General features: G+C 67.4%; 13 protein-coding genes. 3 read left to right on the plus strand and 10 right to left on the minus strand.

The annotated features are described in order from the left end of the window. Window positions 1–119: 119 nt before the first annotated feature. Entirely contained in the window at window positions 120–1,376 is a 1,257-nt protein-coding gene (locus ON34_RS19280; protein WP_040781070.1) for a cytochrome P450, read from the minus strand. Between the two features lie 246 nt (window positions 1,377–1,622). Between ON34_RS19280 and ON34_RS19285 the strand changes: the two genes are divergently transcribed. Together ON34_RS19285 and ON34_RS19290 are read left to right on the plus strand one after the other, a co-directional pair. Continuing rightward, window positions 1,623–2,987: a flavin monoamine oxidase family protein gene (locus ON34_RS19285; protein WP_040781240.1), complete on the plus strand. Its 1,365-nt coding sequence runs from the start codon at window positions 1,623–1,625 to the stop codon at window positions 2,985–2,987. 137 nt (window positions 2,988–3,124) lie between these two features. After that, window positions 3,125–4,633 carry a lipase maturation factor family protein gene (locus tag ON34_RS19290; RefSeq protein ID WP_051022845.1) on the plus strand — a complete coding sequence of 503 codons (1,509 nt, stop codon included), beginning with the start codon at window positions 3,125–3,127 and terminating at the stop codon, window positions 4,631–4,633. Between the two features lie 4 nt (window positions 4,634–4,637). On the opposite strand, the gene ON34_RS19295 is transcribed toward ON34_RS19290, so the two are convergent. The 7 genes from ON34_RS19295 to ON34_RS19325 all read right to left on the minus strand — a co-directional run bounded on the left by ON34_RS19295 (window position 4,638) and on the right by ON34_RS19325 (window position 12,402). After that, a complete protein-coding gene (locus ON34_RS19295; protein WP_083889550.1) occupies window positions 4,638–5,546 on the minus strand; it encodes an alpha/beta hydrolase in 909 nt (302 codons plus the stop codon). 227 nt (window positions 5,547–5,773) lie between these two features. Continuing rightward, complete coding sequence (locus ON34_RS19300; protein ID WP_040781073.1) at window positions 5,774–6,562, minus strand: oxidoreductase; 789 nt, start codon at window positions 6,560–6,562, stop codon at window positions 5,774–5,776. Between the two features lie 71 nt (window positions 6,563–6,633). After that, a complete protein-coding gene (locus ON34_RS19305; protein WP_040781074.1) occupies window positions 6,634–7,209 on the minus strand; it encodes a TetR/AcrR family transcriptional regulator in 576 nt (191 codons plus the stop codon). A 581-nt stretch (window positions 7,210–7,790) separates the two neighbouring features. Continuing rightward, window positions 7,791–8,861 (minus strand): flavin-containing monooxygenase, encoded by a 1,071-nt coding sequence (locus tag ON34_RS19310; RefSeq protein ID WP_040781075.1) that lies wholly within the window; start codon window positions 8,859–8,861, stop codon window positions 7,791–7,793. Window positions 8,862–8,966: 105 nt separating this feature from the next. Further along, the gene (locus ON34_RS19315) at window positions 8,967–9,788 is read right to left on the minus strand and encodes an alpha/beta fold hydrolase (RefSeq protein ID WP_051022847.1); all 822 of its coding nucleotides are present in this window, start codon (window positions 9,786–9,788) and stop codon (window positions 8,967–8,969) included. After that, window positions 9,785–11,011: an MFS transporter gene (locus ON34_RS19320; protein ID WP_218003908.1), complete on the minus strand. Its 1,227-nt coding sequence runs from the start codon at window positions 11,009–11,011 to the stop codon at window positions 9,785–9,787. Before ON34_RS19320 ends, ON34_RS19315 begins: the two co-directional genes overlap by 4 nt. A gap of 5 nt (window positions 11,012–11,016) precedes the next feature. After that, a complete protein-coding gene (locus ON34_RS19325; RefSeq protein ID WP_085997105.1) occupies window positions 11,017–12,402 on the minus strand; it encodes an FAD-dependent oxidoreductase in 1,386 nt (461 codons plus the stop codon). A gap of 105 nt (window positions 12,403–12,507) precedes the next feature. On the opposite strand from ON34_RS19325, the gene ON34_RS19330 reads away from it, so the two are divergent. Continuing rightward, window positions 12,508–13,374 (plus strand): helix-turn-helix domain-containing GNAT family N-acetyltransferase, encoded by an 867-nt coding sequence (locus ON34_RS19330; protein ID WP_040781077.1) that lies wholly within the window; start codon window positions 12,508–12,510, stop codon window positions 13,372–13,374. Between the two features lie 10 nt (window positions 13,375–13,384). On the opposite strand, the gene ON34_RS19335 is transcribed toward ON34_RS19330, so the two are convergent. Then, complete coding sequence (locus ON34_RS19335) at window positions 13,385–13,921, minus strand: DinB family protein (RefSeq protein ID WP_040781079.1); 537 nt, start codon at window positions 13,919–13,921, stop codon at window positions 13,385–13,387. A 533-nt stretch (window positions 13,922–14,454) separates the two neighbouring features. Further along, complete coding sequence (locus tag ON34_RS19340) at window positions 14,455–15,120, minus strand: sigma-70 family RNA polymerase sigma factor (RefSeq protein ID WP_051022850.1); 666 nt, start codon at window positions 15,118–15,120, stop codon at window positions 14,455–14,457. Window positions 15,121–15,219 lie beyond the last annotated feature (99 nt).

Below are 15,219 nucleotides of genomic sequence, written 5' to 3' on the forward strand. Positions count from 1 at the left end.
CCGGCGGTCGAACAACAAGCCCCGTGAGCCTAAGCAGCTTGCAGGGCGTGCGTATCGAAAACGACGGGTAACGTCGCCGGACCCGACCGGCCACGGAATTTGCTCTGAAATTCCCGCCGCTACTGGACGGGCAGGGGAGGCGACGCCGGGAAGACGACCGGCAGTGCGCTCAACGCTCGGTGAAACGGACCTGGTCGCCAGGTCAGCTCGCTCGGTGGCACCGCAAGGCGGATCTCGGGTAAGGCGTCCAGCAGCTGGTCGATGGCGTCCTGGGCGATCAGATAAGCCAGCGAACTGGCCGGGCACCCGTGCGGCCCGCCCCCGAAAGCCAGGTGGGCGCGATTGCCCGCCAACTGGTCCGTGCTGATCGCCGGGTCGGTGTTGCAGGCGGCGATGCTGATCACGACCGGCTGATGGGCGGGCAGCCAGACATCGTCGATCAGGATCGGCTGCTTCGGGAAGCTGAAACAGAAGTTCGCCATCGGCGGGTCGTTGAACAACACCTCGTCGATGGCATCGCGGGTCGACAGGCTGCCGCCGAGCACGCTGCCGCCGAACCGCTCGTCGGTCAGGATGAGCAGCAGGGTGTTGACGATCAGATTCTGCTGCGGTTCGATGCCCGCGCCGTACAGCGTGCCCAACTGGTGCACGATTTCCGTATCGCTCTGCAAGGCAGGGTGCTGGAGCATCCGGGTGGTGACGTCGTCGCCGGGTTCGGCGCGCTTGAGCAGGGTCAGCTCGAGCAGCGCATCGATGAGCATTGTGTTTCCGCGGTCCGCGTCGATGCCCTCGAAGATCGCGGCCATACCGCTCGCGGCGCGCTGCGCGATCTCGGCCGGGCAACCGAGCAAAGCGTTCAGCACCGCGAAGGAGAGCGGAAACGCGTACTGGCGAACCACATCCGCGGACCCGTCCGCACAAAACGAGTTGATCAACGGGATCGCGATCTCCGCGACGGTGTCGTGCAGCCGATACTGATCGACCTTGCCGAGACCCGCGACATTGATTTGCCGGTAGCGGGCGTGCTCGGCGCCCGCATTCCGCAGCGCGTTCGGCCGCCACTCCATCATCGGCAGCACCGGGCAGTCGGCCGGAATGTCCTTCTGCCAGGTGCGCGGATCGGCCGGAAAATGATCCGGGTCGTTGATGATCCGCACTGCGGTGTAATACCCGATAACCAAGGTCGCGGGCACGCCCGGCGCCAACTCCACCGGCACCAGCGACCCGAACCGTTCACGCATCTCGCGATAGGCACCGTGCGGATCGGTCGCGAACTCCGGTGCGTACAGCGGGATCCGCGGTCCTTCGGTATCGATCGGCGAACTGAGCGGTGCGCGGCCGGATGGGCTGTGCGCTGGGGACGAAGACATCGTCATCGAGAAAACTCCAGGCGGTCGAACAACAAGCTCCGTGAGCCTAAGCAGCTTCTGGAGCGTGCGCACCGGAAACGAGGGGTCTGGCCACCGAACCGACTCGACCACGGAATTTGCTATAGAATTGCCGGATATTCGACTCGTATGCCTGATCGAAGGCGGATCGCACCCGTTGGGTCGAGGGTGCGGCGATCGCGCGACGACCGCGGGGGCGGTGCCGCGCAGAACTCCAACACGAGGGCGGCTTTCATGACAGACGTCGACTATTGCGTAATCGGTGCCGGATTCGCGGGATTGACCGCCGCGCTGCGGCTGAAACAGACCGGCCGATCGGTGGCCGTGCTGGAAGCACGCGACCGGCTCGGCGGGCGGACGTTCACCGAAACGCGTCCGGACGGGTCCTGGATCGATCGCGGCGGCGCCTGGATCGGACCGGGACAGGACCGGATCCGGGCCTTGATGACCGAGTTCGGGGTACCGAGTTACCAGCAGTACACCGACGGTGAGGCCATGATGGTGGTGGACGGCAAGCAGCACCGCTACACGGGCACGATTCCGTGGACGATGAGCCCGTGGGCGGCGATGAATCTCGGCGCGGTGCTGCTCGAACTGGGGCATCTGTGCAAGTCGGTCCCGCTGGAAGCCCCGTGGGCCGCGAAGAAGGCCGACAAGTGGGATCAGGTCAGTCTGGCGCATTGGCTGGATGGCAACGTGTTGTCCAAGCCCGCCCACGAACTTCTGGAGACCGCCATCGCCGGCTCCTACACCTCGGCCGCGTCGGAGGTGTCGTTGCTCTTCGCGCTCTACCAGATGGCCTCCGGTGGCGGGCCGAGCTTCGTCGTCAGCGTCAAGGACGGCGCGCAGGACGCCCGCCCGGTCGGTGGCATGGGCGCCGTCTACCGGCCCATGGCCGCCGAGATCGGCGAGTCGATCCGCCTTTCCCAGCCGGTGCGGCGCATCGAGCAGGACCCCGACGGGGTGACGGTGCGCACCGACCAGGTGAGCGTGCGCGCACGCCGGGCGATCGTGGCCGTTCCCTTGGCGGTCGCGAGCCAGATTCGCTATGAACCCCTGTTGCCGGTCGATCGCTCGTTCCTCCATCAGCGCATGCCGAGCGGCTCGATCATCAAGATTTCCGTCGTGTACGACGAACCGTTCTGGCGGCACGACGGGTTGTCGGGTCAGTCGGTCGCGCCGGGATCACCCGCGACCGTCACCATTGACGCCTGCACCGACACCGGGCGACCCGGAGTCCTGTGCGTCATCATCGAGGGGCCCATCGCGCGGCAGGCCGGACAGCTCGACGCGACCGAGCGAAAGAAGGCGATACTCGGCGAACTCGCCGCTCGATTCGGCGAAAAGGCACGATCCCCCATCGACTACATCGAGCAGAACTGGAGCACCGAGCGCTACTCCGGTGGCGGGATGATCAGCCACGCGCCGACCGGCGTGCTCACCCAGTTCGGCCACGCCCTCCGCAAGCCCTGCGGCCGAATCCATTGGGCCGGAACGGAGAGCTCCGCGGTCATGTGCGGTTGGATCGACGGAGCCATCCGCTCCGGCGAGCGGGCGGCGAGCGAAGTGCTGGAACACGAAACCGCGGCGGTGGGCTGAGGAAGGCCACCGGAGTGCGGAGTCGTCGGCCGAGACGCACAGCCGTGAACGACTCCCCGAGATTGCCGGAAAGAATACGGACGCCGCGTGCGTTCTCCTGATACGAGGAGCTTCGTATCGAGCGTGGGCGACCAGCGATGTCCGGCTTCTACGATTCCGGTTACGTGCTGGCCCGGCTGGTCTTCGAGCGGCTGGTGGGCCTGGTGTATCTCGTCGCGTTTTTGTCGACCTTGGCCCAATTCCGGGCACTGTGCGGTGAGCGCGGCTTGCTGCCCGCGCCGGGGTATCTGCGGGCGGCGGGGTTCCGGCGGTCACCGAGTCTGTTCCACCTCTACTACTCCGACCGGCTGGCCGCCGCTCTGGCCGCGCTGGGTGTGGCGCTGTCCGGCGCGGTCGTGCTCGGTCTGACCGACCTGGTGCCGCTGCCGGTGGCCATGGCGGTGTGGGCGGCGCTGTGGGTGCTGTACCTGTCGTTCGTCAACGCCGGACAGGCGTTCTACGGCTTCGTCTGGGAGATGCTGCTGTTGGAGGCCGGATTCCTGGCGATCTTTCTCGGGAACGCGGACACGGCCCCGCCGATCGCGGCGGTTTTCCTGCTGCGCTGGGTGTTGGTGCGGCTAGAGGTGGGAGCGGGCCTGATCAAGATCCGCAACGACCCGGCGTGGCGGGATCGCACCGCGCTCTACTACCACCACGAGACCCAGCCGATCCCGAACCGGTTCAGCTGGTACTTCCACCATCTGCCCAAGCCGATCCATCGGCTGGAGGTGCTGGGGAACCACGTCGCGCAGCTGATCGTGCCGTTCGGGCTGCTGTGCCCCCAGCCGATCGCGACGGTGTCCGCCGTGATCGTGCTCGTGACGCAGCTGTGGCTGATGGTCAGCGGGAACTTCGCGTGGCTGAACCTGCTCACGATCGCACTGGCCACACTCGCGCTCGACGGCCGGTTGCTCACGGCGCTGCTCCCCATCGAGCCGACACATGCGCCGGATGGGCCGCTGTGGTTCACCATCATGGTGTCGATCCTGACGGTGGCCATGGTGGTGCTCAGCTGGGCGCCGGTCCGCAATATGGCGTCACGGAATCAGGTGATGAACGCCGCCTTCAACCGGCTGTATCTGGGCAACACCTACGGCTTGTTCGGGCACATCACCCGCACGCGGCTCGAGCTGGTCATCGAAGGCACCGACGACCAGCCCGGGCCGGACGCGACCTGGCAGGCGTACGAATTCCGAGCCAAGCCAGGAACCCTCACCCGCCGCCCCCGGCAGGTCGCCCCCTATCATCTGCGGCTGGACTGGCTGATGTGGTTCGCGGCCATGTCACCGATGTACGCGGAAGCCTGGCTGCTGACGATGGTGGTCAAACTGCTGCAAGGCGACACCGCCGTGTCGCGTCTGCTGGCGACGAACCCCTTCCCCGATCGGCCGCCGAAGTACCTACGCATCCTGCTGTACGTCTACCGCTTCACCACGCGCGAGGAGCGCCGCCGGAACGGGGCTTGGTGGACCCGCCGCTACGTGGGCGAGTACCTGCCGCCTGCCTCGCTGCGCGCGACCCCGGATACGGACCGGTCCGCGCAGGCGCCCGACGCCGAACCGGAGGTGTCGAGTCCGCCCGAGCGACCCTCCCGGAAAGGTGAATAAGGTGTCAGCGTGCGCCCAGCGCGTCGAGGATCATCGGACGCGCCGTCGCGAGCGCTTGCTGCCAGTAGGGCCAGGTGTGCGTCCCGTTGCCGATGTCGACGCGAGCGGCGATGCCCAACGCCGCGACGCGATCACGGAACATCTGGGTGGCGGCCAGCGTCATCGCCTCCAGGCTCATCGCGTTCACCGTGTTGCCGACCCCGTACGGCACGTCGAGCGGCCCGGGCGCGCCATTGCCCGTCCAGACGTATACCGGCAGCCCGCGCAGCAATTCGGCCTGCACAGTGGCGTCGTTCCGATTCCAGGCGGGATCACCGGCCGTACCCCACATGTCGTCCACATTGAAGTTGCCCTCGTCCCACATGGCAGCGCGCATCGCTTCGTTCCAGAGCGGAAACGTCGGATGCACGAATCCCGAGAAGGAACCGGCGAACTTGAACTGGTCGCGATGGTGTCCGGCCAGCGTCAGGGCGGCGTTGCCGCCCATGGAGGCCCCCACGATGGCGTTGTTGGTCCGCGACACGCCGTACCCTGCCAGGAAGGCAGGCAGCTCCTTGGTGAGGAAGGTCTCCCACTTGTACGTCGTCGGTTGACGGTTCGTACTACTCGGCCGATACCAGTCGGTGTAGAAGCTCGACCGACCGCCGACCGGGAACACCAACGTGACGTTGTCGCTCGCGAATTGACGCAGCGCGTCGGTATCGCTCGTCCACTGATTGTGATCTCCCGGCGCACGCAGACCATCGAGCACGTACAGCGCCGCGCTCCCGCCACGCGCCGCCCACTGCACCTGCACCTTGATCGGCCCCATGCTCGACGGCACCAAGAGCTCCTGGTAACCACCTGCCGGTGCCCGCAATACCGGCGCATGGACCGGCGCGGCGGTAGCCACCGCCACACCGACCCATGACATCAGCGCGACTATTGCAATGACAGCACCGGTCTTCCGCACCCAACCACGCACCCGCTGGTTCCCAGTTAGTGCCGCCGCACCCACCCCGCACACCTCCTACTTCCCCGGCAAGTCACCGAAGAGACGCGAATTCGGTTGTCGCTCAGGTCAGCGTACTTTCCGCGGGCTTGCGATCCCGCCCACGGCCGGGAAGGCCTGGCTGGTGCGTCGACCACGAAAGTGTCGGATCAGCTCGTCTTGATGGTCCCGCCGTCGATGACGAGGTCGGCTCCGATGATGTTGGCGGCCTTGCCCGAGACCAGGAACGTCACGAGGGCCGCGACCTCTTCCGGTTCGGTGATTCGGCCCGAGGCGATGCCGAACTGGCCCGGCAGCGCCGCCAGCAACTGTTCCTGCGAGATGCCCTGTGCGGCGGCGAGTTTCGCGCCCACCCATTCGGAACCGCGCCAGATCCGGGTGCCGACCACGCCGGGTGAGACCGTGTTGACGCGGACTCCCTGCGGACCGAACTCCTCGCTCAGGCGCTTGCCGAAGGCGGTGAGTGCGGCCTTGGCCTCGCTGTAGCCGACCGGCCCGACGGACGGGAGGTGTGCGTTGATCGAGGAGACGTTCACGATGGCGCCGCGCCGGTCGAGCAGGCTGGGCAGGGCGGCGCGGGTCGCCCATACGGCGCTGAACAGGTTGACATCCAGGAAGTGCCGCCACTGATCGTCGGTGCTGTCGAGGAATCCGCCCAGCGTCAGTCGGTCGGGTTCGCCGCCACCGACGTTGTTGATCAGGATGTCGATGCCGCCGAGTTCCTCCAGCGCGGTATCCACGAGCGCAGTGGCGCCGTCTTGCGAGCTCAAATCCGCCGAAACTGTTGCCACGGCCGCCTTTTCGAGTTCCGGCGTGATGGTGCGTGCGGCGCCGACCACGCGTGCGCCCGCGGCGGACAAGGCCTCGGCGACGGCCAGGCCGATGCCGCGGCTCGCCCCGGTGACGACGGCGGTTTTGCCGGTCAATTCGAGATCCATGGAGAGTTCCTTTCTTGAACTACAGGTCAAAAATTGGGGTATGCGAAAGCCACCACAATGTGGCGGATCGGTCAGAGGGCGGTCAGGGCGACGTCGATGATGCGATACAGCGTGTCGGCGTCGGAGGTCTTGGCCATGATGCGCAGGCCCGCGCTGGTGTTGAGCAGGAACTCGGCGGTGGCCCGCGCATCGACGCCGGGGCCGACGTCGCCGTCGCGTCGGCCCTGTTCGATCCGGGCGGCCAGCGCGCCGACGATGCCCTCCTCGATACCACGCAGGGTCCGGGTGATCTCCTCGTCGTGGCCACCGAGCTCGGCGGCGGTGTTCACGACCAGGCAGCCACGCCGAACCGGCTGTGCGATATCAGCGTCCACCGTCTCACGCAGGTACGCACCGATACGTTCGCGCGTGCTGCCCGGTTGGAACAACAGCTCCTCGGCGTGCTCCACGCCGATCCGTCCATAGCGGGCCAACGCCTGGTCGAACAGTTGCCGTTTACTGCCGAACGTGTGATACAGGCTGCCCTTGCCGACGCCGGTGGCCTCGGCGAGTTGCGCGGGAGAGGTACCGCCGTACCCGTGGGTCCAGAACTCCTCCATCGCGCGCTCGACCACGGTATCGGTCTCGAAGTTCCGCGGCCTGCCCATGCGAAGAACTCTAAATGTTCTTGACCTACAGGTCAACAACACTGGGGGCGGCGACCGTCGACCTTCCGTATCACTCAGCCGACAGACTCTCACCGGTTCCGGCAGACACCACCCCACACCCTCGACAACAACTACCGCCGTCGAAAGTGCCCCAGACTCCCGGCCGGCTGCCGGAACCCGGCGGCGTATCACCCAACCCAGCGGCGTTCGTGGACAACGCACTGCACCACACAACTTCAGCACCACCAGAGCTGATGGTGGATCGAATTGATTGTTCGACCGCCAGGCCGTTCAACTGATTGGAAGGTCGGCCCGGAAACTTTGGCGTATTCCTGGTTACATACGGAGAAAGAAGCAGGTCAAGCCGAGCTATCGGGCTTGACCTGCTGTTTCTGCTCCCCCATCTGGACTCGAACCAGAAACCTGCCGTCAGTGGTGGCGAAACTCGTTGTGGGAGTGTAGATGACCGTGCGGTATCTGGAGTCGCTTGGGTAGGTGGGTGGCGCGTGAGAGCGCGACGTGGGCCGGGGCGCCGATCCGGATTAGGGTGCGACGCCGGCCCTCGCTGCGCCTGCCGTGGACTATCGTGAGCGCGTATTCTCGGCGTGCCGCTGGGGTTGTTGGGCTAGTTGACGTGCTAGCTGTTGGGCGTCGCGGCCGACTCCGCGCAGCGAGTTCGATGACGGGGTGCGCTGCCATTCCAGGCCGAGGTAACCCAGACCGGGGTAGGTGGTGGACAATCCGCGCCGATGGCGGGGCACGCCGGTGTCGGTGAGGGCGCCGAGACCTGCGAGGTAGGGCAGATGAGGCCGGTAGCCGGTGGCCAGGATGACCGTGTCTGCGTTCGTGCGTGAGCCGTCCGGCCAGAGGGCTGTGTCGCCGTCGAGTCGCGTGAACATCGGTCGGGTTGTGGGTTTTTCGGCGGTGAGGGCGGCGCGGTACCGGCCGGTGTCCAGGACGGGTTGGGTCGGAGGGTTGGTGACGAAGCGGCCGAGTGGGAGGGTGTCGAAGCCGGTGATCCGGAACCAGAAGTGCAGGTCTTTGCCCAGTGGTCGCTGTGGCACGAATTTCACCGGGTGCCGGGTGGCGAGGGTGATGGTGGCGTGTTCGGCGAGTTCCGCGGCGATCTGAACGGCGGTGTTTCCGGCGCCGACGACGATCACGTTCTGTCCGGTGTATTCCTGTGGTGAGCGGTATCGGCTGGCGTGCAGCAGCTTCCCGGTGAAGCTGACTTGGCCGGGCAGCGTGGGGATATTCGGTGTGCCGAAGCCGCCGGTGGCGGCGATCAGTCGGGGTGCGGTGAACGTGGTTCCGGTGTCGGTGCGGGCGGTGAAGGCGTCGCCGTCGTGATCGACGGCCTCGATGCGGTGGCCGGTGCGGATATCGGCGTCGAGGGTCGCGGCGTAGTGGCGTAGGTAGTCGATGACTTCGTCGCGATGCGGGTAGTGGTCGGGGTTGCCGGGGAATGTGATGCCTGGCAGGGCGCTGTATTTGGCGGGTGAGAACAGGGTGAGGCTGTCGTAGTAGTGCGGCCAGGATCCGACCGGTTCGGGTCCGGCTTCGAGCACGACGGGGGTGAGGCCGTGGTCGAGGAGTGCTCGGGTGGCGGCGAGTCCGGATTGACCGGCGCCGATGACGATGGCGTCGAACATGAAGTTGTTCTTTCCGTGAGGATTCGACGATTCCACTGGAGTTGGGTGCGCGCGGGGGTGCCCGGCTCGGCGTCGGGCTGTCCGGGCGGACCCTCGGATCGCGTGTCAGGTGCGCAGGAAGCGTTCGAGGGATTGGGCGAGCAGCTGCTGGTCGACGTGGTGGCCTTGGCCGTGCAGCACGTCGCGGGTGAGGTGGGGCATGACGGCAGCGAGATGGTCGGCGGCTTGCAGCAGGTAGGGGGCGCTGGTCGTGCCCACGATCAGCTTCGCCGGAGCGGTCACCGTCGCGTACTGCTCGACGGCGGGTTCCAGCCCGGCCAGCACCCGCATGGTCAGGAGCAGGGTTGGGGCGTGGGCGACTTTTGACAGCCACAGCGGGTCCTCCCGCAGGGCGGCCAGCTCCCTAGGTGAGAACCCCCCACCGGTTACGGAGGCGTCGAGGAGTAGTTGTTCGTAGTCGCCTGCCCCCAGCGCGGTTTCGAGCGCCGCCAGGTCGGGGATGGGGTAGGTGATGGGGAGTGGCGGTTCGTAGAGGGCCAGGCGGGGGATCCGGTCGGCAGCGGCGAGGGCGGTTTCCAGGGCCAGTACCGCGCCGTAGGAGTACCCGAACAGTGCGGTGATCGGTCCGACGGCGTCGATGACGGCGAGGACGTCTTCGACTTCGTGGGCGATGTGCGGTGGGGATTGGCCCCATCCGCTGGTGCCGTGGCCTCGGCAGTTCATGGTGACGACCTCGAAGTCGGCGGCGAGGTACTGGGCGAGGGGTTGCAGGCTCAGCGCGCTGCCGAGTCCGCCGTGGATAGAGAGGATCCGCGGGCCGGATCCGCGGGCGAGGTAGGTGATGATGGTGCCGTCGGTGGAGGGCACGTACCCGCCGCGCACCAGTGCCTGGCTGGTGTGGGTGTCGTCGGTGATGGCTTCGGTCATGGATGGTTTTCTTTCGGTCGTGGTTTCGGGATGCTCGCGGTCGACAGCAGGGCGGCCGTGGCGGCGAGGGTGGCCAGGAGCAGGAAGGTGGTGGCGTATCCGTCGAGGGCGGAGGCCAGTGCGGTGGCGGCGAACGGCGCGAGTGCCATGGTGATGGTGAGCGGTGCGGATAGCAGGCCGGTGAGCTGCCCGTAGTGGCCTGTTCCCCAGCGGTCGGTGACGGCGGTGGCTTGCAGCAGGGTGAACACCCCGCGCGCCATGCCAGCGGCGATCGCGGCGGCGATCAACGCCCACGCGGTGGTGAAGATGCCGAGCAGGGCGGTGGTGGCGGCGATGGCCAGCAGGATGGCCACGGTGCGGGTGCGCAGGCTGGTGCGGGCGGCGAACGCTGCGTAGCTGAGGCGGCTGGCGACCTGTCCAGCACCGCCTAACCCGAGCGCGACTGCGGCAAGGCCGGTGTCGAGGCCTCGTTCGGTCAGCAGCGGCACGAGTGTGACCACCACCGCGAAGGAGGCAAACCCGCTGAGACTCAACGCGACCGCCAGTGTCACGAACGAGCGGCTGCGCGCGATCGGGCCAGGATCGGTGAGATGCGCGTGCTCGGGTTCGGTGGGCGGACGTGGCGGCCACGGCAGCCGCAGCCCGAACCAATGTCCCGGCACGGTCACCACCGCCAGGATCACCATGAGTACCAGATAGGTTGCCCGCCAATCCAGATGCGCCACCAGCGCCGCGGTCAACGGCGCGAACACCGTCGACGCCAACCCCGCAGCCAAGGTGAGGACGGTTAGAGCGCGGACGCGCTGCGGGCCGTGCCAGCGGGTGATCGCGGCGAAGGCGGGTGGATACAGCACTGCGCCCATCGCGATCCCGGTCAGCAACCAGCCGGTGAAGAACCATGCCGGGTTCGGTGCGGTCGCCACCATGATCAGTGCGGGGATCGCCAGTACCGAGCCAGCGGTCATCACCGCGCGTGGCCCGTGGCGGTCGATCCAGCGCCCGACCGGGATCCCGGTCAGCGCCGCGACGAGCTGTCCGGCGGAAAACGCGGCGGTGAGCGCGGTGGGCGACCAGCCGGTGTCGGTGGTGATGTGGCCGAGCAGCACAGGGAAGGCGTAGAACAGGATTCCCCAGCTGGTGATCTCGGTGACGCACAGCACCACCAGCACCCGCCGCAACCCCGCCACGGCGGGCGCCGGTGGCGCCGATAGAGTCTGTCGCACCGCGGTCAGCGGGCCGACGACACGGACAGTGGCAACTCCTGCAGCGCAGTCGGCGCTCCCAGCGTCAGCGACTGTGCAGCGGCAGGTGCGCCGCAGCAGCCGCCACCCTCGCTGGCTTCTTCGGCGGAAGTGGCGTCGTCGAAGACGCCTGCGCCGCCGCAGACACCGGTGTCGGGCAACACCAACTCGACGCGTTCGGCGGCCTCGTGGTCACCGGCCAGGGCGGCGGCGATGGAGCGAACCTGTTCGTAGCCGGTCATCGCCAGGAACGTCGGGGCGCGGCCGTAGCTTTTCATCCCGGCCAGGAACACACCCGGCTCCGGATGCGACAACTCGCGCACCCCGTGCGGGTAGACGGTGCCGCAGGAATGCACGTTCGGGTCGATCAACGGCGCCAACTCCACCGGCGCCTGCAACACCGGGTCCAGTCCGAGGCGGATCTCCGACAGCCACGACAACTCCGGCCGGAACCCCGTCAACACCACCACCCGATCCACGTCCTCGATCCGGCGACCGGCATCCGACACCAGCGTGTGCCGGCCGTTGCCGGTGGGTGTGATTGCGGCGGTGCGGAATCCGGTCACCACGGTGAGCAGACCGGCGTCGACGGCTTGTTTGGCGCGCTGCCCGAGCGCGCCGCGGGCGGGTAGCTGATCGGCCTCGCCGCCACCGAAAGTGGATCCGACCTCCCCGCGGCGCAGCACCCAGGTCAACCGGGTGCCCGGCTCGTTGCTCGCGCCCTCGGCCAGTGCGATGATCGCGGTCAACGCCGAATGCCCACTCCCGGCGATCACGGTGTGCTTGCCTGCGTAGCGGGCGCGGACGGTGTCGTCATCGAGGTCGGGCACCCGATAGTCGATCACCGCCGCGGCAGCGATTTCGCCGAGCGCGGGCAGCCCTTCGCCGCCGAGGGGGTTGGGCGCGCCCCAGGTGCCGGAGGCGTCGATCACCGCTCGTGCCAGCACCCGCTCTTCGCTGCCGTCGCCGTAGCGCAGGTGCACCGACAACGGTTCGCTGTCACGTCCCGCGTTCACGACCCGGTCGCGGCCGCGGCGGGCCACGCCCACGACCTCGGTGTCGAGGACGACCACGTCCTCGCCGAGGGTCTTCGCCAGCGGCATCAGGTAATCGTTCACCCATTCCTGACCGGTCGGGTAGGTGTTCTCGGCCGGGGCGCTCCAGCCGCGGGGCTCGAGCAGGCGGCGCGCGGCCGGGGCGACGAGTTCGGCCCAGCGGGAAAACAGCCGCACATGATTCCACTCGCCCACGGCCGCACCAGCGGTGGCGCCGCGTTCGAACACCAGCGGGTTCAGGCCTCGTTCACGCAGTTCAGCAGCAGCGGCCAGGCCGATCGGCCCGGCTCCGACCACCACGACGGGGAGTTCGTTCACCATGAGAAATCCTTTCATCGACGGTCATCGATTAACTTGATGCAGGACTCTATCGACGTCCATCGATGAATGCAAGCATCGATGTTCGTCGATATAGTGGTGGTTATGACGTCGTTGGATATGCCGGTCGTGCGCGCCGCCGGTGCGGACCGGGTAGACGCGCTGACCGTGGGTGATGCCACCACCTACGCGCAGTGGTTCGCCAGCCTGGCCGATCCGACGCGGGTGCGGCTGCTGCATCAGGTCGCCACCCGCCCGGCGGGGATCACCGTCGGTGAACTCGCCGAAGCACTGGGGATCGGGCAGCCCACGGTGTCGCATCACGTGCGCAAGCTCGCCGATGTCGGGTTCGTCAGCGTCCACAAGGACCGCACCTCCACCGTGGTGATGGTCAACCCCGCCTGCTGCACCGGCCTTCCTCACGCCGCCGACGCGGTCATGGGCGTGTTGACCCCGCGCCCCTGCTGCCCGGAGGACCTGCCCACCGACGTCAGCGTCCGGCAGATGCGCGCAGACGATTGGGAGGCGGTGCGCCGCATTTACGGCGAAGGCATCGCCACCGGCACGGCCACTCCCGCTACCGAGGTTCCCAGCCAGGACACCCTCGAGGCGCGATGGTTACCGCAGCACCGGTGGGTGGCCGAGATCGACGGCGAAGTCGTGGGCTGGGCCGCGCTCAGCGCCGCCTCCTGCGATGAGGGCTACGAGGGCGTGGCCGAGAGTTCGGTGTATGTGGCCGAGCAGACGCGCGGGCGTGGCGTCGGGAAAGCACTGTTACACAAGCAGGTCATCGCGGCCGACGAAGCCGGGCTGTGGACGCTGCAGACCTCGATCTTTCCGGAGAACCGCGCCGCGATCGCCCTGCACCACTCCGCGGGCTACCGCACCGTCGGGGTGCGCGAACGCATCGCCCAGCTCGGCGGAAAGTGGCGCGACAGCGTGTTCCTCGAACGCCGCAGCCCAGTGCGCTGAATCGGCGCGCTCACCGCATTCCGGTGAGCGTGAGTTGGCGCCGATGGTGGTCGTAATGGCGGCCGGGATAGGCGTAGATGTCGGCGAGGGTCATGTAGTCGGCGAAGTACGGATCCCACCGGGTCGGGTAGTGCATACCACGCCGGAACGCGGCGTCCGGCTCATGTGTCAACGAGTGTTGCAGCGAGCCGATCACCCGGTCGAGTTTCGCTCCCATCCGGTGGCGGTTGTAGACGCGGGCCGCCCAGCACGAGCCGTAATAGTTGATCACATCGAACGGCGCTGTCGCGGCGTTGAGGACTGCGGCGAACCCGCGACCGACGCCCTCGGGCAGCCGGCTCATCACGCGCAGAACGATCAGCAGCCGTCGCACCACCATGTACCCGAACAGCATGTGGAACAGCAGCTGTTCGTTGCTCCAGCGGGTCCCCGCCGAAGCCTTGCCCCAATCGTCTTCCCCCGCCATCGACAGCAGAATGTGAAAGTCGGCCCGCGCCCGCTCCAGATCGGCGGCGAGCACACTCCGATCCGTCACCCGTTCTGGCATGGCTCCTCGATTCCATGGCCGGACAATCTGCCGCCTCCGTGGCAGTCTCCATCGTCCACCCGACACTTCAGGCTTCACAACCGCCACCTGACCAGAGAGCGCTACCGCGGAGGCCAGAGTTCGATCCCTCTCAGGGGCGCATCCCGCCCCTGGATATCGGAGCACCCCACGGCGACTTCCGGTGCGTCCTTTCCGGTTCTCCTCCGTCTGTCCTGGTACCCATCCCCACGAATCCAGGAGTCACCATGACCAACCCGAACGAATTCGAGTCCCCGACGACACATGGGACGGACGCAGCACCGCAGCCTACGGCAGCCGCGTGTTGCAGCACCGAACGGCAGACCACGTGCTGCGATCCCAGCGAAAAGGCGACGTGCTGCGCTCCGGCGGCCACGGCAGGCGGCGGGTGCGGCTGCCAGTAGCCCTCACCCGGCACGGTGCGGTGCGAGCCTCAAGCGGCTCGCACCGCACCTTTGTCCGATCGTGGTGATCCCGCGGCCGACCGGTGGGCGTACCTGAACCGGTGTGCCGGTCTACTGGTCCGAGGGTGGTGTGACACCACCACAGCCGCATCCTTCATTGCTGGCTGTGTCTCCGCAGGCTCCCTCGCGGGGTCGGTAGTCGTGCACGTGGCCGGTGCGGTCCCGGCTGATCTGACAGCAGGCATGCAATCGGGCCTGCAGGGCGGCGCGGCCGCGTTGCACGCGAGATTTCATCCCGGACACCGGGATACCCGCCTCACCAGCAGCAGCGGCGTGTGTGCGGGCGTCGAAGTCGACCATCTTCACCGCTGCGGCCTGCTCGACAGGCAGCCCGGCGAGCATCGGCACCAGGCACGAGGCCAGTTCTTTCTCCGCCGCCTCCCCGAGATCGGGTCCATCCTCGCCTGCGGAGGGGTTGTCGGGGACGGCGTCGACGGGTAGCTCGCGGCGATGGGCCGCCGAGCGGTAGTAGTCGGTGATCGCGTTGCGGGTGATGGCATACATCCAGCCCGGCAGCCGGTCCTGCTCGCGCAGATTGTCCAAGCTTTTGGCCATCCGCAGGAACACGATCGACAGGATGTCCTCGGTGTCTTCCGGGTGCGAGACCCGCCGGGCGATGAAGGCCCGCAGGTCGTCGGAAAAGCGGCGCCAGAGCTGGTCGAGATCACCGAGTTGCGGCTGTGGTGTGGTCGCGGTGGTGGCTGTTGGCTGGCTCATGACCGGGGCTTCCTCTCCGTCTCCAGCATCCTCGCCTGCCGGCGTGGTGGCGAGCCTTCATCCTCAGCACAGATACCGACGGCACTGACCGCGATCGGA

This window comes from Nocardia pneumoniae NBRC 100136 (genome assembly GCF_000308755.1).
Classification (GTDB): domain Bacteria; phylum Actinomycetota; class Actinomycetes; order Mycobacteriales; family Mycobacteriaceae; genus Nocardia; species Nocardia pneumoniae.

What these genes read in the sequence shown, in the direction of transcription:
- ON34_RS19330 (WP_040781077.1), top strand. Translation starts at nt 12,508, where the DNA reads ATGACGTCGTTGGATATGCCGGTCGTGCGCGCCGCCGGTGCGGACCGG.
- ON34_RS19295 (WP_083889550.1), bottom strand. Translation starts at nt 5,546, where the DNA reads ATGTCATGGGTCGGTGTGGCGGTGGCTACCGCCGCGCCGGTCCATGCG.
- ON34_RS19340 (WP_051022850.1), bottom strand. Translation starts at nt 15,120, where the DNA reads ATGAGCCAGCCAACAGCCACCACCGCGACCACACCACAGCCGCAACTC.
- ON34_RS19305 (WP_040781074.1), bottom strand. Translation starts at nt 7,209, where the DNA reads ATGGGCAGGCCGCGGAACTTCGAGACCGATACCGTGGTCGAGCGCGCG.
- ON34_RS19310 (WP_040781075.1), bottom strand. Translation starts at nt 8,861, where the DNA reads ATGTTCGACGCCATCGTCATCGGCGCCGGTCAATCCGGACTCGCCGCC.
- ON34_RS19285 (WP_040781240.1), top strand. Translation starts at nt 1,623, where the DNA reads ATGACAGACGTCGACTATTGCGTAATCGGTGCCGGATTCGCGGGATTG.
- ON34_RS19315 (WP_051022847.1), bottom strand. Translation starts at nt 9,788, where the DNA reads ATGACCGAAGCCATCACCGACGACACCCACACCAGCCAGGCACTGGTG.
- ON34_RS19290 (WP_051022845.1), top strand. Translation starts at nt 3,125, where the DNA reads ATGTCCGGCTTCTACGATTCCGGTTACGTGCTGGCCCGGCTGGTCTTC.
- ON34_RS19300 (WP_040781073.1), bottom strand. Translation starts at nt 6,562, where the DNA reads ATGGATCTCGAATTGACCGGCAAAACCGCCGTCGTCACCGGGGCGAGC.
- ON34_RS19280 (WP_040781070.1), bottom strand. Translation starts at nt 1,376, where the DNA reads ATGACGATGTCTTCGTCCCCAGCGCACAGCCCATCCGGCCGCGCACCG.
- ON34_RS19335 (WP_040781079.1), bottom strand. Translation starts at nt 13,921, where the DNA reads ATGCCAGAACGGGTGACGGATCGGAGTGTGCTCGCCGCCGATCTGGAG.